This is a genomic window from Algoriphagus sp. 4150, from assembly GCF_031457395.1.
Taxonomy (GTDB): Bacteria; Bacteroidota; Bacteroidia; order Cytophagales; family Cyclobacteriaceae; genus Algoriphagus.
In genome coordinates this window covers 216,430-240,848 of sequence record NZ_JAVDWS010000001.1, presented here as the reverse complement: position 1 = coordinate 240,848, position 24,419 = coordinate 216,430, and the positions used below count along the sequence as shown (strand labels likewise).

Here is a 24,419-nt window from a genome sequence, read left to right as displayed (position 1 = left end):
CCAAAACACCCCTAGCTCTTCTAGGGGATGTTAGTAGATATTATTTATAATCCCCACTTAATTACTACCTGTTACGTTATGTAGCGGCATTTGGCTCCTATAGTAATGCCAGCCTCTTATTCGGCCGTTTTCAATACAATACACATCTTATCTCCAATTGGTTTTTCTACAATGATTTAAAAGTTTTATTTCTACCAGAAGCGGTCTTTGCTTCATCTGGGAATACTATAGCTATAGCTGTACCTAGATTTTCTTTGCTTTTTAGTTCTATTTTCCCTCCCAACTTCAACACGAGTTCGTACACGATACTGAGTCCCAGACCAGTGCCTTTGACACTACTGGCATTGGATGATCTATAAAATGGGTCAAAAATAAACTTTTGTTCTGCTTTTGGCACTCCAATACCATAGTCCTGAACCTGTAGCGTAATCTTCCCTCCCTTTTGTTTTAACATAAGCTCAGGAATTTTTTCTCTTCCGACAGAATACTTGAAGGCATTCTCCACGATATTCTTGATAATATATGTAAGCCAGGTACGGTCGGATTTTATGGAAACAGGATGCGGGGGAAGATCCAGAAGAATACAGGGATTGTTTGCATCAAATGAAAAACTATCCTGTAAGGTTTCTAAAATTATTTCGATAAAATTGAGTTGACTCAAATTGACATTAAGTCTTCCATCCGAATTCTGCTCCATTAACAAAACATCAGAAACCATATGTGTAAGCCTGCTGAGCTGGGCACTGATTTTTTCGATGTGACGAAGGGACTTATTCTTGATATCCTGATCATCCAGCTGCCGAAGAATCATTTCCAGCAAATCAGTACTGCTGAAAATAGTGGCCAGGGGAGTTCTGAATTCATGTGAAGTCATGGCAATAAACCTGGATTTGAGCTGGTTGAGTTCCTTTTCTTTATCCAGTGTTTCTTTTAATTTGACCAAAATAGACTCTCTGTCTGTGACATCCCTTGATGTGGCCAAAAAAGAATACAGCTTTCCCTGTTCATTATAGAGCGGTTTCCAAATCATCTCTATCCGGATTGTCTTTCCGGACACCATGTGGTTGATAGGGATTACAAATTTCGGGTATTTCTCAAAGTCCGTTTGCGGCTCCAGACTGTAATTAACGTATTCGAAAAAATTCTTACCCAATAAAACTTTGGGCAAGAATCCGGTCACTCGCTCGACGGAAGGAGAAACATATAGTGTCTTCAACTCCAAATCGTGTAAGGAAACAATATCATCCACATTATCTGAAAGTATCTTGTAGAGATTTTCGGATTCCTGATGGAGACTTTCCGCCTTGATCCGCTGTTTGTTCTCATTGACTAAGCTTATAAGATTGGCATAGCTGGACATAAATGGCTGCAAGAAATCAATATCTTCCTGAGAGTACATTTTTTCTTTATTAGCCAGCCCTACCATGCCTATAAACCTTTCCCCTTTGTAAATAGGTATGCCCAGAAATCTCTTCAATATTGGATGTCCGGAAGGAAGATTGGCATGCGAGAGACGCCCCTCATCCAAGTGGTTTGATATCAATGATTTGCCAGACAATAACACCTTCCCGATTAAATTATCCAGCCCCCTGAATATGAACCCCTTCTCTGAATGCAGGTCTATAAAACGCTGTACATCCGGACTGCATTCAGTATTTCTTATTGCATTGGATCGAAGATAAGGCTTACCGGTATCGTCGTACAGTACCTCTCCAAGAAACCCATATTCGCTCTTTGTAAAAAAAATAAGGGTGGACAACAGCTTGGTATACGTTTCTCTTACCTCTACCTCCATGGAAAAACTAATCTGTGTCTGGTCCAATGCATGCAGTACTTCTTCAAGACGAATCCTTTCCAGTTCTGCCAACTTACGTTTATGGATATTGTACAGGATAATCGTCAGCACAAATCCCCCTTTGTAGGGAAGCTTCTGTGAGGACAGACTATACCAATTATCCCCATCTTCCTCATGGACAAGTACCTCCAAATTATCAATTTCAACCGCATTTTGAATATAACTTCTCACTGAAATGGATGGATCCGGATGGAATACATAATCATCAATATCGAAATCACTTCTGATAGAAGAACTGCTCTGGGAGATCATAGACAAAAAGAACTCATTGATATACAATACCTCCATTTTGTCAGGTGTGCACATGATTAAGGGAAACGGAAGGTTTTCGGAGATCGCTTTGAACCTTTCTTCGCTTTCTATCAACTCCAGTTCTTTTGTTTTGACTGTGGTGATATCTGAATAGCGACCATGCAAGCGAAAAGGCCTGCCCGAGGGATCATATTCCATCCATGCTTTATTTTCTACCCAAAGCGTTACCCCATGTCCATTTATTACTCTATATTCCAAATCGAGATTCCCCGAATTCCAAGATTCCCTAACACATTCTTCTACCTCTCTCCTGTCATCGGGATGAACAATTTCCAACCAATAAGAAGAATTATCAATGAATTTCTTCTGGCTTAATCCTAATCTGGAGATCTTCTCAGACATAATGCTGTAAGTCTTGGTTTTGGGATCCCTTATGTACAAAACATCCTCCACTGTATTGAAAAGCGATTTGAAGGCCGAGTGACTTTCTCTGAGTTTATCTACGCTCATCATATTCTGATGAATATCTAGAATAGTCCCAAATAATTCCCCTTCTTTTTCGACTAAGCGCTTAGCAGTGATTCGTACCCACCGCAACGCATTGGTAGAAGTAATTAGAGGTAGGTCTATTGATACCTCCTGTGTCACGGCATTGGCAAGGCCTTCGAGTTCCTTTACAAAATAATCCTTGTACGTGCGTTCAACAAACAAAAAAACAGATTGCCCAAGGGATTCTCTACTGTCATAACCGGACAATCTCTCCCATCCTCCATTCAATGAAATCAGATTAAAGCTGTAATCAAGGGTAAACACAACATCGCGAATGTTCTCAATGATCCGCTGATAATTTTTCTTACATTCCAGATAATTTCTCCGGTTTTCCACCCCATATATTACCGAACCCAAACTCCCTGCAAAATTTTTCAATAGTGCTATAGAACTAGGTGTAAATACAGGAAAGCCGCCGTCTTCAAGTCCCAATATTCCCCAGAGTTCATTGAACGAGTAAATTGGGATGAGCAGGCAAGAATTCGCTTGATTGATTTTCGGGATTTCAGGTATTATTCCGTTGTCAGAATCCACTGACGGAAAATGAATATAGCCCTCACCAAGGATCTTATCCATAGCCTCACTATTTTCCCAAACCTGAGGCTTTGATCCATTCTTATTTAAATAGCAAGACTCCCCATTCTTAGACCATTCAAATTCATAGGACATCTGTCTGCCCGAGTGAAGATTCCTGATTATAAAAGCACAATCCAACCCACATTGCTGCCCGAGCTCCCTGAGAACTCCCTGCAAAGCTTCCTGTAAGTTATTGGATTCATGAAGAAGGGTAAAAGCTCTACTGGTAGCAGAAATAACAGCATCCGAATCAACCATATAAAAACAAGATTATTAATGACTTAAAAAACAACAACCTTACAACAGCTTACGAAGAATTCACATTTTATTCCAAGGTAGTTTATTCGTGATAATTTAGTTTGCTAATTAGCTGCTTTCCTAGCGATAATACAGATTATCCTGCCGATTTGCATCGATAAAGATTCATGAGGCAGCATGCAGAGGAGCGCTCGCAGGTTAGCGGATTTTCAATTACCCAGACTAATCTGCCTCTCTAGCCTCCAAACAAAAACATCATTTATTCCCCTTTTGGTTTGCCTTAAAATTAAGTGAAGCTGAACGTAACACAATATACGTTGAGATCTATAGCAAAAGACCATTAAGGAGTGGATGCCTCGGAAGAGCCTTTTGGTAGCTAGTCACTAAAGTTTAGGCAATCACATTATACAATGACAAAAATATCAGACGATCTATTGCATAATCAACAATAAATCACGATCTTTATTGCGCCCAAAGTAATTTATTGACGATATTTTTTACGAACAGAGATTCAAAGCTTATGACAACAAATTATTTACTCCAAAAATTTGGGCCTAGCGAATTATACGTAGAGTCCAACGATCTATTCAATGAACAGAATGAATCAATTGTATCAGAAGAGATGCATTGGATAAATCTAACCTTTAAAAGGTTTCTCGATTTATTTTGTTCAATTGGTTTCATGCTGGTGATTGGCTGGTGGTTGTTTCCAATAATTGCTCTCTTGATCAAATTGGATTCCCCAGGCCCTGTATTTTTTAAGCAGGAAAGAGAAGGCATCTACAATTCCAGGTTCAATTGCTACAAATTCAGGTCCATGGTGGTCAACGATGAAGCCCATGTTAAGATGGCTACCAAAAATGACCCAAGGATAACCAGAGTTGGAAGGATTCTTAGAAAGACGAGTTTGGACGAACTACCTCAGATTCTTAATGTGATTTATGGTAATATGTCCATAGTAGGTCCCCGACCACATATTTTGGTGCAAAATGATGCTCATTCCCAAGAAATCGAGGGGTTCAAAAATAGACATCTGGTAAAGCCGGGAATCACAGGACTTGCACAAGCTAGAGGCTATAGAGGAGAAACTAATGCTTCAAATTCCATCTATTTTCGCTACAAACTGGATATGTACTATATCAAAACCTGGAACCCGAAATTGGATATTAAGATCATAGCAATGACAGCCAAATCGATTATCACAGGGCATGAAAATGCTTTTTGAGCAATAATCTATTCTATAAAACAAGAAAGGGAGGCAGAGGCTTCCCTTTCTTGTTTATAGGCAAGAAGCATCAGAAAAAGAGGCTATCGCGCTTCCCCACCTTTTTTTGACGGGGTACTTCCACTACCCCCATATCTTCCTTCTCGCTATTTCGTCTTCCGCCGACCCGTAATTGGAGTAGGATCAGAGTCCGATTTTAAGCACTACAATTACTCTCTGTCCTACTATAGAAAATGGCACCCTTTCAAGATTAGATTTTGATTCTTACATTGAAAAACAATGAAATAGAAATTGCTGAAATTAGTCCGGTAGAAACTCCACCCCAAAATCTCTTTCTCCCGATATTTTGTATAGATATTCTTTCTTTTCTAAACCGAATATTTGTCATTTAACACTATCAAATATTCGAATCAATATGGATTTTCCAATTTCCGTCAGATTGTCTTTGCCAGACAAGGATATATTTCCCATTATAACTTCCACTGCATTGTCCGATTTCATAGGCAACATTCGCATTTACCACTTCCAATTTCATTGGCTGTAAGTTTAAAGTATAATTATTATTCATATAATCATATTCCTTAATCAAATTCTCCAGTCCTTTTACTATTGGCTTGTGATTGAAATAAATGGTATTGGGACTATAGAGCTGTTTAACTAGATTTTCAGAGTTATTAGCGTTACAAAGGTCAATCCATAATTTTCTTCTGTCAGCTATCGCATTTGTATCAACTTTCACCGCTTCTGGACCACTTCTTTCAGTAAATTCAAATTCTCTGATTGCCTGTCCATTTTCTAATCTCCAAATTACAATCTGTACGTATTCTTTCAGACCCTCGGTTTCATATCTGATTAATTCATAATTAATGCGTTTGTCTTTGCTAGCCTCCACATTAAATAATGATTCAATTGAGGTAATTTTCTCCCTTTCAATTTCGTAATATTTAGCTATCTGTAATGAACTTTCAATTATGCCATCTTCAGAAACAATCTTAATGGCATTAGAAGCGTAATTCTTTTCTATAGTGTGAATGTCACTGTTGTTTATGGCATTGGCCCAATCAACAATATAATCAGGAACCTTTTTAGTCCGAACTATTTCCGTTTTAGAATTAGATACATTTTCTCCTTTATTCGGCTGTTGCTTGCATCCTATAATGAATAAGATGACAAAAGGGAGTATTACAGTTTTCAAATTCAACGGTCGGTAACTTCTTTCTCTGTCACATTGTCCTCCCCGCTTTTCAATTTGTGGGACTTCTGATCATACTGACCTTCGAGTTCGTCAATAGTGGATTTATGCCACATTTTCACTCCCGTAAAATAGGATGCCCTTCCGATCATATGCGCACCTACCGGAGCCGTGAGCAGCATAAAAACAATGATTGCGATTACCCTGGCAAGAATAGCAATGTCTGAAAAGTAAATCCCCGCAGCCAATAAAATCAAGCCTATCCCCAGCGTCGCGGCCTTGGTAGTAACAGAGATTCGAAGGTACAGGTCAGGCATTTTGACGATTCCAACGGCTGCCAACAAGATGAAAAGTGCTCCCAGTGAGCTGAGTACGATTACTATGATTTCAGTCATTTCTTTTCCGTTTTTCTAAATAATAGGCAAATGCCACCGTCCCCAGGAAAGCAATCAAAGCCATGATCATGGCTATATCGAGAAACGCAGGCTGATTGGTAGTCACACTGTATACCGCTATAATCCCTATGCCGGTGGTCAGCAGCAAGTCAAGTGCTATAACCCGGTCAGGGAGTGTCGGTCCCATCAAAAATCTGATGAAAATAATAAAGATCGATATAGCCAATACAGGCAGGATAATAAAATATAAATAGTCGTAAACGCTCATCTGGTTATCTCTAGTAATCGTTTTTCAAAACCGTTTTTGATACCCGTCACAAAACCCTCTCTGTCCTTCACATACATGGCATGTACATACAGCACTTTTCTGTCATCCGAGACATCCAGACTCAACGTGCCCGGTGTAAGAGAAATAAGATTAGCCAACAAAGTGATTTCCAGATCAGTACGGGCATCCAGTGGAATCTTCACTATCCCGGGTTTCATGTAATGCTTGGGCGTGACTACGTCATAAGCCACCTCTATATTGGCTTTGACCAGTTCATACAGAAAAAACAACACAAAACTGATCAACTTGGGAATCCTGTTGAAATACTTGTTGTCCCTCCTGTCAGTGGCTGTGATCCACAACAAGAAAAAGCTCACGGCAAAGCCGAAAACGAAATTTTCAAAAGTGAACGCACCGGTGATTGCTATCCACACCAACGAAAGAAGAAGATTGCTCAGAAATTTGGTCTTGATCATGGTGTGATTGATTTTGATCCCAACACTGCCTCTATGTAGGCTGTAGGCTCCATTAGTTCAGCAGCGATTTGCTTGCTCAGCAAAATGATATGTTCTGCCCCAAATCCAATATACAAGGATACTCCGGCCAATAAGACAATCGGAATTACCATGGCACGTTGCTTGAATGGCTTCAGTTCTCTGTAATACTTTACGTTCATCTTCTTGGGAAGATCAACAGCGTCTTTCCAGAAAACTTCTGTCCAAATTTTCCCCGCCACCCAAAGTGTCAAAAAACTCCCCAGCAGAATAAAACCTATCAGGATAATCTGCCCCTCGGCGTATCCGCTTTGAATCAGAAAGAGCTTCCCCCAAAATCCGGAAAGCGGAGGAATACCCACCAGTGAAAATAAAGGAATAGCCATCAAGAGGGAAAACACCGGATATTTTTTATACAGGCCACCGAGTTTCATGATGTTCAGCGTTCCCTTGAGTTTGAAGATTAAGCCCGATACGAGGAAAAGATTGGTCTTGACTATAATATCATGTATAAGATAGAATATTACCCCTACGATGGCAAGTTCGGTATATATCCCCAATCCTGCGATCATAAAACCAATATGGCACACGATCAAATAGGAGAAGATTTTTCGCAGATTCACCTGTAATATAGCTCCCAGCCCACCTGACAAAATGGTCAATGCCGCGATGATTACCAGCAATGTACCCAAGAACTCGTCCGGTATAAAGATCAGAGTAAAGATTCTCAGCAGAGCATAAACGCCTACTTTGGTCAATAGACCGCCGAAAATCGCTGATATCGCCGGTGGCGGGGTATGGTAGGAAGCAGGAAGCCAGAAGTAAAGTGGGAAAATAGCTGACTTGATGCCAAAACCTACCAAGAATAAAATTGCCACTACATTGACCAGCCCTCTGTTTTCTATCTGCGCCACCTGCCCGGAAAGATCCGCCATATTCAAACTACCGGCCATCCCATAGAGAATCGCAATAGCAGTAAGGAAAATCGCCGAAGCCAGCAAGTTCATTGTCACATATTTGATAGCTCCTTCGATTTGAGCCTTCTCCCCTCCTATCGTAATCAAAACAAATGAAGCAATGATGATAATCTCAAACCATACATATAGGTTAAAAATGTCTCCTGTAAGAAAAGCTCCGTTCAGCCCCATCAAGAGAAAATTAAGTATGGGAAAATATCCAAATTTCAGACGGGCATTTCGGATAGCACCCGTGGAAAAGACCGTCACAGCCATACCGGAAATGGCCGTCAACAATACCATGGTGGCACTAAAGGCATCAGCCACAAAAGTAATTCCGAAGGGCGCCTGCCATTCCCCCGCCTGCATGGTAAGTATTCCGTGCTGAAGGACTTCCCGGAGCAGCCATCCTGCGATGCCAACGGAGATAAGGCTACATATAATCGAAATTAATCGTTGCGTATTTACCCTAAACCAGAAAAACATCAGCAGGATCGCTGAGAAAAGCTGGAATATTACAGGTAAAACTATGTAAGGGTTATTCATAAACTTCGTCAGTAGTATTCAATTCATCCAAATCATCTGTCTTGGTGATTTTGTAGGCACGCTTGACCAATATGATGGCAAAGGATTGCAGTCCGAAGCTGATCACAATGGCTGTCAGTATCAATGCCTGAGGGACAGGGTCTGCATAGACTTCGGTCAGCATCTTGGAGGCGGAATCGATAATCGGTGGCTTCCCTTTGACAATCCTTCCCAATAAAAAAATAAGCATGTTGGCACCATTACCAAGTAGAATCAGCCCTATAATCAGCTTGACCATACTCCTCCTCAGCATCATGTAAATTCCCGATGCGTACAGCAAACCTATCAAAATAACGAGTAGTAATTCCATATTAAATAGTTTCCGAAATGGTGAAAATAATAGTCAGTGTCACCCCGATGACCACGAGGTAAACTCCTGTATCAAAAAATAAGGCAGTGCCTATCATTCCTATCACCGGCAGAGGCTCATCAAACCAAAGGCCGGTCATAAAGCTCTCTCCGATTAAAAGAGGGACCATTCCACTCAGCAGGGCAATGCTCAGACCTATTGGCATCAGAAACCCCGGGTGAAACTTAATCAAACTTTTGGTTGTCTCCAGACCATTGGCAAAGGAATGGATGACAAATGCAATGGAGGCAATCAGCCCGCCTACAAATCCACCTCCCGGAAGATAATGTCCTCGCAACAGGATAAATACCGAAAATAAAACCAACAGCGGTAAGAGATAAGTGGATGCGGATTTGAAAATGATCGATTTCATGTGTTTATAATTGTTTTCTATTGGCCACATGGAATCTCGCATGCAGGATAATCATTCCAGTGTGTGTCGCTTGCGTCATACTCGATTTCATACTATTCTTTTTCTATGCTTTTAAGCCTCAACTTCAACAAACTAAATACGCCTATAGCGGCAATAACCAGCACGGTGATTTCCACCATGGTATCAAACCCTCTAAAATCCACCAGAATCACATTGACTACATTTTTCCCTTTGGCCAACAGGTAGGAGCTTTCGGCGTAGAAGATGGAAGTTTCCCTATTAAGCGGTTCTGACAATACCTCAAGGGTAAGCACCGCTATCAGCGTACCGAAAAATATGGACAGCACCCCATCTCTGAGACGAATACTTTTGCTGGAGAAGGTATTGTATCTCGGTAGATTATAAATCACCAAAACAAATAAGATCACTGTCAAGGTATCTATGGAAAACTGTGTCATTGCCAGATCCGGAGCTGAATAAAACAAGAAAATCAGACAGATAGAATAGCCGATCACACCGAGCGATGCCACTGCCACGAGGCGGGATCTGGAGAAAACAGTAAAAATGATAGAGACAAACATAATGATCACCACTATAACTTCGTAAATCGTCAGTTCTGTGAGCTTGGAAGCGTCTATAACTAGGCTGACTCCCTGATAAAGCCTAAGGCCTAGTAGGATGGTTAGAAAAGCCAGAATGGTGATCACGTAATTTCTCAAGTAGCCGTTTTGAAAAAAACCGGTCCACAAACCGGCAAACTTGGTGAAAAGCCTACCTAATAAAGCGGCAATAGACTGAGGACTTAGCCATTCAAACTTCAGTGTGGTCCCAAACAGTCGCTCAGACGGTTTCAACTGCAAGTAGAGCACCACACCTAGGGTAAGCGTCAGGACGCTCAGTCCTAAAATTAGGTTGAAGCCGTGCCAAAGCTGAATATGCTGCTGGACAGCATTCCCAGACATGCTGCTATAAACGGGCTGGATTAACGTTTGATCGATCAGCCCCGGAAACAGCCCAAAAAGCAATCCCAACCCTGCAAGGATCAAAGGAGGCACCCACATCGTGGGATGAGGGAGATGGGCCTTTTCAAACCGGGCAGGAAGACTGCCTGCAAATGGCTTAAATCCGGCCAGTAATCCCGCACAAAGGAGGCAGATATTCGTCAATATGGCTGCAGTCGTAAGCACGTATGCCCAATCACCAAAATGAAGTGTGGCCTCATAAATCAAATCTTTGCCGATAAAGCCCAGAAAAGGCGGGGTCCCCGCATTGGCAAGTGCCGCCAATCCCGCAGCGATGGCTACCGGCATCATTACTTTTCGCAATCCACCCAAAGCTGTCACATCCCGCGTACCGGTCTCATGGTCCACGATGCCTGTTACCAAAAAGAGGGTGGCTTTATACAAGGCATGAACCAGTATAAATACCGACGCTGCCAAGAGCGCTTCCTCAGTGCCGAGGCCAATCAGGAAAACCAATATACCCAATGCAGCTATGGTGGAGTATGCCAAAATACCCTTCATATCGATTCGCAAAACAGAATGAAGGGCCGCATATACCATGGTCACTGCTCCCACAATAATCAAAGTCGTATTCCACCAGGGAGTACTGCCCAACAGTGGTGTAAATCTCGCCAGCAAATAAATCCCTGCCTTGACCATGGTCGCTGAATGGAGGTAGGTACTTACCGGTGTAGGTGCCTTCATCGCACCCGGAAGCCAGAAGTGAAAAGGGAATTGGGCAGATTTGGTAAATGCCCCCAAGAACAGTAAGCCAATAATCCACCCATAGCTACTATGCTCAAGGATAAGACTGCGCTGTGAAAGCAACTCCTGAAAAGAATAGGAACCACCTACCGCTCCCAATAAAATCATGCCTACCAATAGAAATAAGCCCCCCATTCCCGTAATACTTAGCGCCAATAGCGCTGATTTTCTGGATTTGGGATCTTCATTATTGAACCCGATCAGGAAGAATGAACTGATACTGGTCAGTTCCCAAAAAATAAACAGGGTAATAATATTGTCAGAAAGTACAAGCCCCAGCATTGAAGCCATAAACATGCTGAGATATCCGTAAAATCTATCGAGGTAAACATGGCCTTTGAGGTAGCTGACCGTGTAGAAAAACACCAACGCACCGATCCCAGTAATCATCAAAGCAAATAGCAGGGATAATCCATCCAAGTGGAAAGCCAGATTAATCCCTATGCTGGGAACCCATTGATAAATTAAGTCGACCGTATCCCCATTGCTGATCTGTGGGAGGTAGCCAAGAAAGTACACAAATAGAAGCAACGGCAAAAAAGGCATCAAAATGGCCCCTTTGCCTTTGACCAATTTGCTAAGAAAGGGAATCATCGCTGCTATGATAAATCCCGAAAGTATGGCTAGAATCATGTGTTTCCCAAGTGTTTTTGGCAGTTAAAATTCTAAATTACAAAAAAGAAAGTTTAAGGCTTTTGTTGGATTATTGGAGAATGGTTTAATAGTAGTAAAAGCGCTAAAATATTTATGTGATTATCTACAATGTTGCTAGTGCTTAGCCGGACCAAAGACCTCTCTATGACCTTTAGTAGAGGGTACACGTTTGGTATTCCCATTTTGGTTTCAGTATCCAAAAGTGTTTGATGATTTACGGATTTATGCCCGGAAGACGGCAAAAGTCAGCAGACAGTTCTCTAGTAAAAGATAACGGAACACGATTGGCATGAGGTGGATTGGGAGGCTTGACCTCCATTGCCTTATAATAATTAGCACCGGAAGCGATGAGGTCCGGTGCAGGAAAACGGGCAAGAAATCCAATTGTAAGACACCGGTAATCAGTCATAATGAGCAACTTGAGAGCATGGCATTACTGCGGGTAATCAGAGGTCTACTCAACTAAGGGTCATAGGAAAAAAAATAGTGAACGTTGTGCCTTTTCCGGACTTACTTTTCACGCTAATCGACCCTTTGTGATTTTCAACAATCTTCTTACAAAGAGCAAGTCCAATTCCTGTTCCTTCAAATTCTTTCGAAAGCCGCTTGAATGGTTGAAAAGCCTGCTCGGCATATTCCTGTTCAAAACCAATCCCATTATCTGTTATGGAAATAAGATAACCTACCTGTCTCGAAGAAGAACCATCCCCATCAAAGTAGGAAGATTCAAGGGTGATTTGAGGCTCTCCGTAATTAAATTTTATGGCATTGCTAATCAGATTACTAAATAATTGATAAAGCTGAATAGGGATCCCTTTGATAACAGGCAAGTCAGACAACTCAATTTTCACCTGTTTTTCAGCTATCAGCATCTCATATTCCAATAATACATTCTTTACTGTAAAATTCAGGTCAACATCAGTAAAGACTAAAGAGTCATGTGAAATTCTGGAGAAATCAAGGACATCCTTTATAAGCTGGATCATCTTCTCGGCACTGGTATCTATCTTCTCTAAATACCATTCCAGATTTTCTCTGTTGTCAATTTCCAGTCGGGCAAGATCGACAAACGCCCGTATCTTCCTTATAGGCTCTTGAAGGTCATGAGAGGCAACATAAGCAAATTCTTTTAACTGCTTATTTTGCATTTCAATACTTATGGCATCCCGTTCTTTTTGCTCTTCTGCGAGCTTACGCTCAGTAAGGTCCCTGGTTACTTTGGTGAACCCAATCACCTGATCAGCTTCGTCATGCAGGGCCGTAATTACTATATTTCCCCAAAATGCACTTCCATCCTTACGTACCCGCCAACCTTCATGTGTAGCTCTTCCATTTACCTTAGCTTCTTCGATCAGCCTCAATGGAAGCCCCTCTTCCCGGTCTTGCATAAGATAGAATACACTGAAATTTTTACCTAAAATTTCTCTTTCGGAATATCCTTTTATTTTTTCAGCGCCTTTGTTCCAATTTTGGACGTTCCCATCAGCGTCTAATAATATTATGGCGTAATCCTGTACTTCTTCAATCATCCGCTGAAAGCGGTACTCTATAGGGAAGGTGTGGGCAACGGGATTGTCTTTCATAGGGTGTAAGAATTCAGTACAAAAGGAAGAGTATTTCCTGAAACCAACTTAGTAATAGTCTCTGCCAAAATATCCAATTTATAAACTTTTATGAAAAAATGTGAAGCTCCCATTTTTTTTGAGTCTTCAATATCAGCTTGGTAAGATGAAGTAGAATAAACAATTATAGGAATTTCGAGGTATCCCGGTAGTTGTCTAATCCGGACAAGGCACTCCTTTCCTGAAAGAATAGGCATGTTCAAATCTAAAAAAATAAAATCAGGTGTATAAAGCGGATTCGAGAGCAACCTAAGGCCACTCATTCCATCAGAAGCATAGGAAAACTCAATTGGAAACGGGACTTTTTTCAACGCAATCTCAAAGAATTCCTTCTCATCCGGATCATCGTCTATTAAAAGAAAGTTAAGGCCGGCCATATCGGTTTTTTTCTATTTTAACGTGAATTCGGGATAGTTTTTCCGAGAAATTCAACAGGAAAAACGGAGGCTTTCACACATATAAAACTATTGAAATTCAATAGTTTAACACCAAAATCAACCCGTTACACTTAAGGATAAAATTATCGAATTTTTTGTTTCTATTGACGATTTTGAATCTAAAACCCAAAACACCTCCCAACCCACTCAACTGATAAATTAAGAATAAAAACTACCTCCCTGTCTAATCTTGGAATAATGAGTATTCCGGTACTCTTCTATTTCGATCCGTTTTCAAACTTCAAAAATCATTATAATCACTACATCCGGGCTCATAGTACAGCTCCCAGCTCCTCCCGCAGTCGAAGGGTCCATCAGCATAAGGCTTTTGAAGGGATCGCCCGATGGGGACAAATAATTAATTACTATCCAATCCCTCATTATTCGAATATAAGGGATTTTCTCCAATCTTGGCAGGGTGGAAAAACACTTAAACTTAAAATGGAGATCATCCCATTTGAAATTTTTAGACCGTATACTTAGTTGCGGAACTGCACATAATCCCATCTCTTTACGTAAAAACAGCTTCACTCTCTACCAATTAGATCTCTACTGCCATATCATATCGTGAATGTGCCAATGTCTTTACCTGCCTCTGCAGGATGTATGGTTGCATTCAGTCGGTGGCAAACTCAAGAATTTCGCAAAGGAGACAATTAATAGGTCAGCTATTTATTTATTTTTTTGTTTGACTGAATTTATAGTTTTCTATTTCCTCTTTCGTTTGTAATGCAGTTGGGTAAGACCTGTATCAAATGTTTTTGCTTTTACGAGATTCAGTTGTTGTTCAGGTCTTCCGTCTTTGAAAAGTCTTATTCCGTCACCCACCAATACAGGCACAATCGAAATGATAAATTCGTCAATCAGGTCACTTTCCAACAATTCATTCACTATTTCTGCACCGCCGTCACAAAAGATATTTTTCCCATTTTCACTTTTTAGTTGCTGCACCAGTTCAGTTGGGCTTCCGTTATAGAACTTTGTTTTGCCGACATCCGGTCTTTTTGTTTTGGTAATGACGTACACATTTCTTTCCCCATTATCGTAATGGGAAGTGTCAATTTCCCTAAGTACCCAATCGTAGGTTTTTCTACCAAGAATGATTGTATCAATAGTGGCAGTAAATTCAGAATACCCATAATCCTCCCCTTCTTTTTCGACTAACTTGAGAAAACCAAGGTCATCATTTGGCTTCGCAATGTAACCGTCCAAACTGGTAGCTATGAAAAGTGATAATTTTCGCATTGTCCTTTTTTTATATGTTTATCATCCCAAAATTAGCCGATGATTTACTATAGACAGCTTATAAAAGCATCAAAAGGTGACATTGTCTGTCAAGCTGAGTGGTCTGTGGGCACAGACCATGATCGCGGAGCTCTCCTGCTTTTCTTCTATTTCTCAAAGGCTACTCAAAAGACTTCACTAGTGTAAACTCAACCTTCCTGCTGAAACTAAGCCTGGAAAAAGCTACTGCTGAACACCAATTTCCTTCTGACTTCCAAGGGGATGCATTTGTTGCTTTCAGAGGTTCCTGGAACAGGAGCTCCCCGAATGGATATATGATTAGTAGAATCAGGTTTGAAAATGGGCAACCGACCGCATTCGAGGATTTCATGGCAGGGAGCTTAGTGGATTGTGATAGATCTCACTTTGGCAGACCGGTAGGTTTAACTCTCACTTTATCCGGAGACTTGTTGCTTTCCGATGACACTAACGGCGTTATTTACATCGTAAGATATCAATAGAGATTAAGCTAAGACATGTCCCAATTCTTCCAAGCATTCATTGCAGGCTCCGGCACATCTATCACATTCAACTAGGTCATGCTTTTCACATTCTGACGCACAGTTTTTGCATGCTTCTACACAAGCCAGCATCATTTTGCCGCGATCTAATCTTGCGGATTCACAAGCATCAATGCATTCTGCACAGGCTTCGATACAGAGTTGGGCAAGTTCCTCGCATTTCTCCAATCCAGCAATTTCTTTGTCTTTAATGGATGCTATTAGGTATTGGCATTCCTTAATGCACTGCCCAAGTGCCTCAGAACAATCACTTTTAAGAGGTATCAAGCTTGTCATTATAATCAGGGTTTATTTCATTTTATAAACCAAAAAACCAGCCATGTCAACAAATCCCATGAAACTGACCCTCGGTGACTGCACTAAAGTATACCATCCAACTATAAAAACCAGCTTAACAGGATGCTAAAGGCAGCAGTAGATTTTTCCACACCAAACCTTCCATATATACTCACCACAAGTACACATATTTATAGTGGGAGATATCTTCTCAACCCGTTGAATCCACGCAACAAGTTGAATTTTGAAATGGGGTGTCTCCTCTAAAACTTAGTGGAAAATCGTCCTAATTGCCCACCTTTTCTCTAAGCTGCCCCTGAGGTTTTTTCTCCATATCGACCTTGAGTTTCATTCCATTTTCATTGCGCAGATAAAGAGTGCGGGTAGGGAATGCAATGGATATTCCCATTTCACCAAACTTCTGAAAAATCTGAAAGTTGAATTCCTGCTGTATCCCCATTCCGGCTATGATTGCGGAGACATCATATCCGAAATTACTAAGCATAAAAATCAACCCGATCATCCAGATTATCCCATTGATAATCAATATAACTCCTCCCATCTGCTTCACCTTTTCTTCCACCTTCCTGCCTTCTAATGTATGACTGCAGCAACATGCGGATAACACCTGAAATTAGCACGATAGAGTAATAGGTCAGGATAACCACATACACTACCTCCATAATGGCAGTCATCCTTTCAGGCCAAACGAGAGTTTTCAGACCCGCATAAATAACGGTAAAATAGACCATAGGCACCACATAAAGCCCTATGCTCTCGACTATAAAATCATCAATTGTAGTTTTGGTTTTTGAAACCGCGTGGCTAATGCGCTTCAATAGTACATTCTTGAAGATCTTAACCAGCGCTAGCCCTAAGATAATTCCTCCAAGCATAATTAAATATTCCTGTACTGAATTTTCCCAATATTCAGAATTAAGTAATTCTTCCATAACAGTAGTTTAATACTTTGACTTTTAATAAATTATGCCACAAAAAGCGCTAATGATCTACCGGGTTCTCTGCCTAGAATGCGTGCAACTGAGTAGCCCATTTAGAATATTAAATGTGTGGCATGTTCATTCACCATGGTTTCGGCAAATTGGACCACTGACTCAGAAACCGCTTTGGGTTGTGCCAGTTCTCCCATCTTGATTTCGGCCCAGATTGGAATAAGACGCTCCTACCGCAAATGTCTTGTCCTGTTCATTATCATCATCTATCCGAGTGTCTTTATTTCCCTCTCCACATGCAGCAGACAAGAAAAAAACTATAAGCATGTAGTAATATTTACCATGTCTGCCGGGTCTTTGTTTGTGCGCGCTCATAATTTGGTTGTTTGGTTACTGTATGTTTAAAATTCAACTATACAGTCTCTATTTCGCCAAAACTATTCCGGTCAAAAAACATGGGCATACCCATGCGCAATACATACTTTAGGATAAAGGGGATATTATTGGCCGGTAATGAGTAACAAATAAGTCACACTTTCAAACTGAATAACCCCAGTCCTATCTATCCCCACAAGGTTTATACAGTGTTCAATACGATTTTTTTCCAATTTAAGAGATAATCTAAAAATAGGGTTTCCAAGTATAGTCACACTGCTTGGGGTAGACATTGGGTTGGCTATAGGGAATAAGCTTGAGACATACTTGATTTCATAGTTACAATTTATTCCCTTGGCAACTGAGTTGCTTAGATAAAATGGACTGCCGGCCATACCGCAGTATCAATTCTATATTTTTCTTTAACCACTACACCTATGAAAAACACGGAAACACAACATCTTGATGGGAAGCAAATGATTGCCGGACTCCAACCGGAAGAGCAGTTAATTCAACAGCTGCGCGGAATATACTGGGCAGAAAACAAACTGTTTGGAACCATCCCAAAATTCCAGGACAGTATTCACTCCCAAGAACTCGCAGCAACATTTGACAGGCAGCGAAAATCCACGTTTCGTCACATCACCCGTCTGGAAAAGGCCTTTGGATACCTGAACCAGAAAGCCACGGGCAAAAAATGTGATGAAATACAGAACTGGCTGGATCAGGCTGAAGATCTGCTGAATAAACAGAAACTGGATCCCGAACATAAGCAGGATCGGCTGCTACATTTGATGCAGCAAATAGATCAGTATGAAATGAAAACCTATGGAGATCTCATCTCTCTTGCAGACGCTCTGGGAAGAATACACTGCAAGGCAATTTTTGAAGATAACATGAATGAAACCGTACAAACGCCCCCATAATAAAAGTCTTACCCCAACGCGGTAAGTTCATCCGGACATTTTTGCCCCTCGAGCATCGGGCAACAAATTAAATCATCAAAAACATGACATCCATTACCAATGTGTTTTCCAAGAGTTTTCTCCATGAGTTATTTTGGTTAGAATATGTTCCGTTTACGTATCCAGCGATATCCGAAACCGGATAGTTTTATTTCCCCTGACTTCGGGTCAAATTGTTCATATTTTTCATCCCCAAATACATCCAGCATCTTATCCGACCCGGTAAATTGCAGGGACACCGTGATCTCTTTATCGGAAAAATTGTGAAGAATTAGCGCTACCCGATTTTTGTAATGAAAGCTCAAAGCAAGTACGCTTGGGTTATTTACCTTTTCGATCTCCCATTTTCCATATCCGATTTCGACCATCTCCTTTCTGAAACTGATACATCTCCCCATCCAGTTTAGCATGGATTCGGGGTTGCGGTGCTGATCCGTTACGTTTAGCTTCTTATAGCCAAAGTCTCCTTCTGATAAAACCGCCTTCACCAATTGAGCTTCGGAGGCCTCAGAAAACCCGCCATTTTTTCCGTTATCCCACTGCATGGGGGTACGCACGCTTTCCCGTCCTTTTAACGCCAGATTTTCTCCCATTCCCAGCTCCTGTCCATAGCGGATCACCGGTGTTCCCGGCAGAGATAAAAGCAGACTATACGCCATCTCCAGTTTTTTTCTATCGTTGCTGAGCATAGGAGCAAGACGCCTTCTAATACCGTGGTCAAAAATCCTCATTCTTTCCTCCGGTGCAAATACGCTGAACACTTCCTCCTTTTCCTTTTCGCTAAGCTGGCTTAAATTCAGCTCGTCATGGTTGCGGAGGAAGTTGGCCATCTGCTCCCTCTCGCCTAGTTTGGGCAGTTTCCTCAGTGCTTTCCTAATAGGGATCGCCTTTCCACGGGCCAAAGCCAGAAAAATCGAATTATTGAGAAAAAAATCAAATAGCATGTGCATTTTATCCTGATTCCCAAAAAACTTCCCATATTCCTTTGGGTCTACATCCACTTCTGCCAACAGAACCGCGTCTCGGTTATGGATTTCTGTAAACTCCCTGAAATCCCGTAGAATCTGCAAAGGATCCCCCTTAAATTTCTCACTTCCTTTTTCCCTGAACATGTGTGGAGTGGCATCTATTCTGAATCCGGATATTCCCAGCTTGAGCCAAAAATGCATCACTCGGATGATCTCGTCCCTCACGTCAGGATTTGAAATGTTGAGATCAGGCTGGTGAGGGAAAAAAGTATGGTAATACCACTTCTTCGCAGACCTGTCATATTCCCAGTTGGAATGGTCTTGTAGTTCTTCCAGCACGGCATGCTCCCCATCGTCTTCCGGTTTGTGGTCCGACCAGATGTAATAATCCCTGTATTTTGATTCCCTGCTTTTTCTGGCCTGCTGAAACCAAGGATGCTCTTTGGAGGTATGATTGACCACCAGATCTATTATAATCCTGATTCCGACTTCATCAGCAGCATCTACCAGCGCCGCAAAATGGCCGAGGTCTCCAAGTCTTTTATCAACTTCATAATAGTCACTAACATCATATCCGTCATCCTTATTGGGAGAGTCATAAAAGGGCTGAAGCCATACACAATCTACTCCCAGCCCGGCAAGGTAATGGAGTCGCTCAATCAGACCCGGAAAATCTCCTACTCCGTCTCCGTTGGAATCCCTAAAAAGCTCCACATCCAGAGAGTAAATCACCGCATTTTTATACCAGAGTTTATTCATTTTCCTTCAGATCAGGGAGGACTTCTTTTCCGAAAAAGGATATAAAATCTTCCTGCCATTTATTTACATTGTGAATAATGATTTTACTAAAACCCAGACCCGCATACTCCCTGATTGCCTCCGTAAATCTGCCTGCATCACTTCCTATCAGCACGTGCTTAGCCATATCTTCCTTTCGGACGCTTTGACCGAGTTCATCAAACTGGGCCGGTGTATTCAATTCTGCGAGCAGGCTGCTCGGAAAAATGTTGTTTCTCCATTGATCCCAAGCTCCCTCCAGCGCTTTCTCCTCATTTTCAGCGTAGGACACCTGCATTTTCAGCACAAGGGGCTTCCCTTCTCCCCCATTTTGAGTGAATGCCTTCACCAGTTTTTTCAGTTCATCCAGAGGGCGGGAAATGGTGATTAGCCCGTCAGCCCATTCCCCGAGCCAGCCCGAGGTAGCTTCAGTCAGCGCTGCACCATAGACACAGGGGGATTCATTCGGTCTGGTAAAAAGTTTGGCGTTTTCTACTTTGACCGTACCCTCAAAATTCACATAATCCCCTCTCCACAACTCGCGCATCATCGCCACTGATTCATACAAGCGCTTATTGCGTTCGGCTTTGGAAGGCCAGCGTTCTCCCGTTATGTTTTCATTAAGTGCCTGCCCGCTCCCCGCAGCCATCCAAAATCTCCCCGGAAACATTTCGAGCAGTGTTGCCACTGCCTGAGCCATGACCGCCGGGTGATACCGCTGCCCGGGGGCGTTCACAATGCCATATTCCAGCGAGGTAGCCTGCATGGCAGCTCCCAACCAACTCCACGCAAAACCGCTTTGACCCTGCCTCTCACTCCAAGGATGAAAGTGATCCGATGTAGTCACCATCCTGAATCCGGCTTCTTCTGCCATAAGCACAAGGTGTAGCAGATGTGATGGAGAAAACTGTTCTTGAGAAGCGTGAAATCCTATTTTCATGTGATTATAATTTGTTTTTCAATGGCCATAACTTGTCCCGTGACGAAGGAAACGGGATGGAATCTCGCTCGGTGAATAATCATCCCTCTCCCGAAGCAAGTTCGGGACAAGTTGTGTGTTCCCGTAGGTACGGGATCATGCCTGCCTCAGGTAGGCTCGATTTCATAAGTTAAATCTGCCTTTGCCGAGTTGTGGAATCAATCTGATAATTATTAGGTATGCACTGCGTGGCCTTATTGGTGACGCTGTCCCGAGCTAGATACACGTGTATGCAGAGACCGAAGTATCAGAGCTCCACTTAGAATAGCGTATACCCTCATCGATTTTTAACCAAAACCATGCAAGGACGGAAAAACAAATTGTACTGAGACCAGCACCTCCTTTCTGAAGGAGCAAAGATTTTCCCCTTTGATTACTGTGCTACCTGTATGTAGGCAGCAAAAAGGCTGAACAGGGGCTTTCTGCTGTCTTGCCTAAGGAATGGCTAAACATGCTAAGCCATGTACTAAAAGTTATGCAAAGCGTTGCCTTTTTTCCTCAATGCGGGGGAGGCAACTAAAAATTATAGCCTTTTACAGAATGACTGTAGTGTGACCATGATAATACCCCTGGATAGTCAAAAGGGAAGTGCTCTTTCTGCTTCTAATAGGGAATTTCGTTTTAACAGGCAGCAAATCATAGAACCTTTTTTTCGGAAAGGTAAATGAATAGCGATTACAATCTTTCCGGCACTAAAACTGCAAAATTCCAAACCCATCTCAGTTCTGTAATACTTCTTAAGGCCCTATTCAGCCTGCTTTATAGAACCGACAGAAACTCGCATTCACTTAGATCGGTGCCCAATTTTGGTCAGGACAACATTCATAGGCTGGAGCATTAAGATTGAACTGAGTATTCAGGCCTAATTCAGCGGATTGGGGCGCTATCAGCTCTTTATGCTAAGCGCGGTTGTCCATGTTTTTTAAACCAAATACTCAATGAAAATGAAAAAAAAGTGGCAGAATTGGTCAGGAAGTATTCGATTCACCCCAAGAGAAATAGAGAAGCCACGAGATGAGGAGGGTGTCAGGCAAGTAATCCTTCGGGCAAAAATGGAAGGAAAACAGATCCGTGTGGTAGGTGCTGGCCATTCATCGGTGCCCTTGGTAGTCACCGATAATATATTCATGAGTTTGGAAGAGCTTAAGGGTATGGTAGATCATAATCCATCACACAACCGTGTGGTCATGCTGCCGGGAACAGACATTAAAGAAACCGGAAAATTACTCATCAAACATAAACTAAGCATGCACAACACCGGCGATGTAGATAAGCAATTTTTAGGAGGTGCTTTTGCCACAGGAACACATGGATCGGGCAGAAAACTTCAGAACCTTGCCGGCATGATTACGGGCTGCCGGCTGGTGGACGGACATGGAAAAATACATGATATTGATGAAAATGATCCACTGAAGCTCAATGCAGCAAAGATCTCTTTAGGGGCTTTGGGAATTATCACTCAGTTCACCTTACAGACAGTGCCGGCTGATAAATTCATCAGGCAGGAATTTTGGTCTCGGACCGAGGCATGTTTGGAAAACTTGGATAAGCTGATCGAAGGTAATACGATGTTTGATTTCTACTGGTATCCCAGAAACGATCTGGTAAAGCTTAGAATCTGCAACCGAGCCGAAGATAAGGTACAAAGGCCTGCTTATGGAGTTCCTGCAAAAGAGCAGGAAGGCTGGCTGTATCAGATCCTTCCCCAAGAGCGCGACCTTAAATTTGAGGAGATGGAATACCTACTTCCTTTAGAATCAGGACCCGACTGTTTTCAGGAGATACGAAAGCGCATCAAAGAAAAACACCGGCACTATGTAGGCTGGAGAATTCTGTATAGGACCATTGCTGCCGATGAGGTATTTTTAAGTCCCTCATTTTCCCAGGATTCGGTGAGCATTTCAATACTTCAAAATAACGAGCTTGAATATCAATCCTATTTTGACGACATAGAACCAATCTTCAGAGCTTATGGCGGGCGCCCACATTGGGCAAAAAAACATTCTCTTACTGCTGAAGGACTAAGATGTTTATATCCTAAATGGGAGCAATTTATGCAGTTGCGAAGAGAACTTGACCCTGAAGGGATCTTTCTGAATGATTATTTGAAACAAATTTTAGATGTATGAAATCGAGCATGTCGAAGACGACACACAACTTGTCCCGAACTTGCTTCGGGAGAGGGATGATTATTCGCAGTGCGAGATTCCATCTGACCATTAAAAATCAAAATATAAACAGATGAAAAAGAACTGGGGCAAAAAGATATGGGGATTTCCGGGAGGTTTTATCCCTGCGGAAAGTTCGGGAAAAGAGCCGGAGATGCTCAGTAAGGATGAAATCTCCATCCTGAATACCTCCCAAAAGGATGCTGACATTTTGATCACCATTTACTACGCTGACCGGGATCCGGTATCAGGATATAAAATCACAGTCAAAGCGGAACGCGTGAGGCAGTTTCGGATAAACGACCTCATCGATCCCCATGCTATTCCTCTGGGTGTGCAGTATGGCGCCGTGTTACAGAGCAGTGCGCCTGTTATTGTACAGTGGAGCAAGCAAATCACCTCGGAAGGCAAATTGGGGCTTATGGGAGCCATGGCTTATCCGGTTGATGTGGACTTGTAGATCGAATTCATTATGCTGGGATTTATACTAGCTTTCGGCACAGCCATCTCAGAGGCTTTAAAAGATATTTTCAGCAAGGTAAACCTGCGGTATGTAGACGAATATACGGTAGCCCTTTCTATGCATTTGGTGATTTCGGTCCTTCTCACTCCCATTGTATTAGTGATGGGAGTGGAAGAAATGTCTGTTCGGTTTTTTGTCGCCCTGATCTCCTCCAGTTTTTTACAGCTTGCGGTCATTTTGCTTTATATGAAAGCCATCAAGCGGGCGGAGCTGTCTGTCACCGTGCCTCTGATCACGCTGACACCTCTATTCATGCTGTTGAGTTCTCCGATTTTGATCGGGCAGTTCCCAAACCTTCCAGGAATAGGAGGTATTTTATTTATTGTAGCGGGCACCTATCTGCTGAATATGGAAGGCAGCAAGAGGGAAATTTTTGCACCGTTCAAAAACTTGGTTTATAACCAAAGTTCGCGGTATATGCTGATTGTGGCTTTTCTATGGAGCATCACCGCCAATATTGATAAAATCGGTGTCGAAGAGACATCTCCGGTTTTTTGGGCTTTTTCTAAGGATCTTTTAATCCTGCTGTACCTCATTCCTATTGTCTTTATAAAATCCAAAGCCCCCCTTGAACAACTCAAAAGCAGGTGGCTTCAGCTATTGGGGATAGGGATCTTCCGTACCACCAGTGTTCTTACACAGATGTTTGCCATCCAGTTTATTTTAGTGGCTTATGTTATTTCCATCAAAAGATCCAGTGCCCTGTTGATCATCCTTTATTCCTTTTTCTTCCTGCATGAAAGAAAAAACTTTAAAACCAGACTTTTGGCAATTGTCATCATATCCGTTGGACTGGCTTTGATCGCTCTGTCTTAACAGGATTT

The 24,419-nt window shown here is 42.0% G+C and carries 24 protein-coding genes; 5 read left to right on the top strand and 19 right to left on the bottom strand.

The features are described from left to right. Positions 1-166: 166 nt before the first annotated feature. A complete protein-coding gene (locus J2X69_RS01025) occupies positions 167-3,490 on the bottom strand; it encodes a PAS domain S-box protein (RefSeq protein WP_310097046.1) in 3,324 nt (1,107 codons plus the stop codon). Between the two features lie 520 nt (positions 3,491-4,010). Between J2X69_RS01025 and J2X69_RS01020 the strand changes: the two genes are divergently transcribed. Continuing rightward, the gene (locus tag J2X69_RS01020; protein ID WP_310097043.1) at positions 4,011-4,715 is read left to right on the top strand and encodes a sugar transferase; all 705 of its coding nucleotides are present in this window, start codon (positions 4,011-4,013) and stop codon (positions 4,713-4,715) included. Between the two features lie 397 nt (positions 4,716-5,112). On the opposite strand, the gene J2X69_RS01015 is transcribed toward J2X69_RS01020, so the two are convergent. From J2X69_RS01015 to J2X69_RS00945, 16 genes are all read right to left on the bottom strand, one after another. After that, positions 5,113-5,910 carry a hypothetical protein gene (locus J2X69_RS01015; RefSeq protein WP_310097041.1) on the bottom strand — a complete coding sequence of 266 codons (798 nt, stop codon included), beginning with the start codon at positions 5,908-5,910 and terminating at the stop codon, positions 5,113-5,115. 2 nt (positions 5,911-5,912) lie between these two features. Continuing rightward, positions 5,913-6,302 (bottom strand): monovalent cation/H(+) antiporter subunit G, encoded by a 390-nt coding sequence (gene mnhG, locus J2X69_RS01010; protein WP_310097038.1) that lies wholly within the window; start codon positions 6,300-6,302, stop codon positions 5,913-5,915. Further along, positions 6,295-6,570: a cation:proton antiporter gene (locus tag J2X69_RS01005; RefSeq protein WP_310097036.1), complete on the bottom strand. Its 276-nt coding sequence runs from the start codon at positions 6,568-6,570 to the stop codon at positions 6,295-6,297. The genes mnhG and J2X69_RS01005 overlap by 8 nt, the downstream gene beginning before the upstream one ends. Then, entirely contained in the window at positions 6,567-7,046 is a 480-nt protein-coding gene (locus J2X69_RS01000; RefSeq protein ID WP_310097033.1) for a Na+/H+ antiporter subunit E, read from the bottom strand. The genes J2X69_RS01005 and J2X69_RS01000 overlap by 4 nt, the downstream gene beginning before the upstream one ends. Next, positions 7,043-8,566 (bottom strand): proton-conducting transporter membrane subunit, encoded by a 1,524-nt coding sequence (locus tag J2X69_RS00995; RefSeq protein ID WP_310097029.1) that lies wholly within the window; start codon positions 8,564-8,566, stop codon positions 7,043-7,045. The genes J2X69_RS01000 and J2X69_RS00995 overlap by 4 nt, the downstream gene beginning before the upstream one ends. Further along, positions 8,559-8,915 (bottom strand): Na+/H+ antiporter subunit C, encoded by a 357-nt coding sequence (locus tag J2X69_RS00990; protein WP_310097026.1) that lies wholly within the window; start codon positions 8,913-8,915, stop codon positions 8,559-8,561. Before J2X69_RS00990 ends, J2X69_RS00995 begins: the two co-directional genes overlap by 8 nt. Position 8,916: 1 nt before the next feature. Further along, positions 8,917-9,327, bottom strand: a complete 411-nt coding sequence (locus J2X69_RS00985) for a Na+/H+ antiporter subunit B (protein WP_310097024.1) — start codon at positions 9,325-9,327, stop codon at positions 8,917-8,919. 92 nt (positions 9,328-9,419) lie between these two features. Beyond that, the gene (locus tag J2X69_RS00980) at positions 9,420-11,726 is read right to left on the bottom strand and encodes a putative monovalent cation/H+ antiporter subunit A (protein WP_310097020.1); all 2,307 of its coding nucleotides are present in this window, start codon (positions 11,724-11,726) and stop codon (positions 9,420-9,422) included. Between the two features lie 479 nt (positions 11,727-12,205). Then, on the bottom strand, positions 12,206-13,330 hold the full coding sequence (locus J2X69_RS00975) for an ATP-binding protein (protein ID WP_310097017.1): 1,125 nt from the start codon (positions 13,328-13,330) through the stop codon (positions 12,206-12,208). Next, positions 13,327-13,746, bottom strand: coding sequence for a response regulator (locus J2X69_RS00970; RefSeq protein ID WP_310097014.1), 420 nt, complete (start codon positions 13,744-13,746; stop codon positions 13,327-13,329). The genes J2X69_RS00975 and J2X69_RS00970 overlap by 4 nt, the downstream gene beginning before the upstream one ends. A gap of 768 nt (positions 13,747-14,514) precedes the next feature. Continuing rightward, positions 14,515-15,051, bottom strand: coding sequence for a dihydrofolate reductase family protein (locus J2X69_RS00965; RefSeq protein ID WP_310097012.1), 537 nt, complete (start codon positions 15,049-15,051; stop codon positions 14,515-14,517). Between the two features lie 503 nt (positions 15,052-15,554). Beyond that, entirely contained in the window at positions 15,555-15,887 is a 333-nt protein-coding gene (locus J2X69_RS00960) for a hypothetical protein (protein WP_310097009.1), read from the bottom strand. 286 nt (positions 15,888-16,173) lie between these two features. Then, the gene (locus tag J2X69_RS00955; RefSeq protein WP_310097005.1) at positions 16,174-16,392 is read right to left on the bottom strand and encodes a hypothetical protein; all 219 of its coding nucleotides are present in this window, start codon (positions 16,390-16,392) and stop codon (positions 16,174-16,176) included. Beyond that, the gene (locus tag J2X69_RS00950; protein WP_310097002.1) at positions 16,385-16,840 is read right to left on the bottom strand and encodes a hypothetical protein; all 456 of its coding nucleotides are present in this window, start codon (positions 16,838-16,840) and stop codon (positions 16,385-16,387) included. The genes J2X69_RS00955 and J2X69_RS00950 overlap by 8 nt, the downstream gene beginning before the upstream one ends. Positions 16,841-16,941: 101 nt before the next feature. Next, positions 16,942-17,037 (bottom strand): hypothetical protein, encoded by a 96-nt coding sequence (locus J2X69_RS24805; RefSeq protein ID WP_409014368.1) that lies wholly within the window; start codon positions 17,035-17,037, stop codon positions 16,942-16,944. After that, on the bottom strand, positions 17,003-17,215 hold the full coding sequence (locus J2X69_RS00945; protein WP_310096997.1) for a hypothetical protein: 213 nt from the start codon (positions 17,213-17,215) through the stop codon (positions 17,003-17,005). Before J2X69_RS00945 ends, J2X69_RS24805 begins: the two co-directional genes overlap by 35 nt. 437 nt (positions 17,216-17,652) lie before the next feature. Between J2X69_RS00945 and J2X69_RS00940 the strand changes: the two genes are divergently transcribed. After that, the gene (locus J2X69_RS00940) at positions 17,653-18,141 is read left to right on the top strand and encodes a DUF892 family protein (RefSeq protein ID WP_310096993.1); all 489 of its coding nucleotides are present in this window, start codon (positions 17,653-17,655) and stop codon (positions 18,139-18,141) included. A 137-nt stretch (positions 18,142-18,278) separates the two neighbouring features. Here the strand turns inward: J2X69_RS00940 and J2X69_RS00935 are convergent, their stop codons facing one another. Together J2X69_RS00935 and J2X69_RS00930 are read right to left on the bottom strand one after the other, a co-directional pair. After that, entirely contained in the window at positions 18,279-19,907 is a 1,629-nt protein-coding gene (locus J2X69_RS00935) for an alpha-amylase family protein (RefSeq protein WP_310096990.1), read from the bottom strand. Continuing rightward, positions 19,900-20,865, bottom strand: a complete 966-nt coding sequence (locus J2X69_RS00930; protein ID WP_310096987.1) for a TIGR03885 family FMN-dependent LLM class oxidoreductase — start codon at positions 20,863-20,865, stop codon at positions 19,900-19,902. Before J2X69_RS00930 ends, J2X69_RS00935 begins: the two co-directional genes overlap by 8 nt. Positions 20,866-21,842: 977 nt before the next feature. On the opposite strand from J2X69_RS00930, the gene J2X69_RS00925 reads away from it, so the two are divergent. From J2X69_RS00925 to J2X69_RS00915, 3 genes are all read left to right on the top strand, one after another. Further along, positions 21,843-23,033 carry a D-arabinono-1,4-lactone oxidase gene (locus J2X69_RS00925; protein ID WP_310096983.1) on the top strand — a complete coding sequence of 397 codons (1,191 nt, stop codon included), beginning with the start codon at positions 21,843-21,845 and terminating at the stop codon, positions 23,031-23,033. Between the two features lie 112 nt (positions 23,034-23,145). Next, positions 23,146-23,532: a sensory rhodopsin transducer gene (locus J2X69_RS00920; RefSeq protein WP_310096980.1), complete on the top strand. Its 387-nt coding sequence runs from the start codon at positions 23,146-23,148 to the stop codon at positions 23,530-23,532. A gap of 12 nt (positions 23,533-23,544) precedes the next feature. Beyond that, the gene (locus tag J2X69_RS00915) at positions 23,545-24,411 is read left to right on the top strand and encodes an EamA family transporter (protein ID WP_310096976.1); all 867 of its coding nucleotides are present in this window, start codon (positions 23,545-23,547) and stop codon (positions 24,409-24,411) included. Positions 24,412-24,419: the final 8 nt, after the last annotated feature.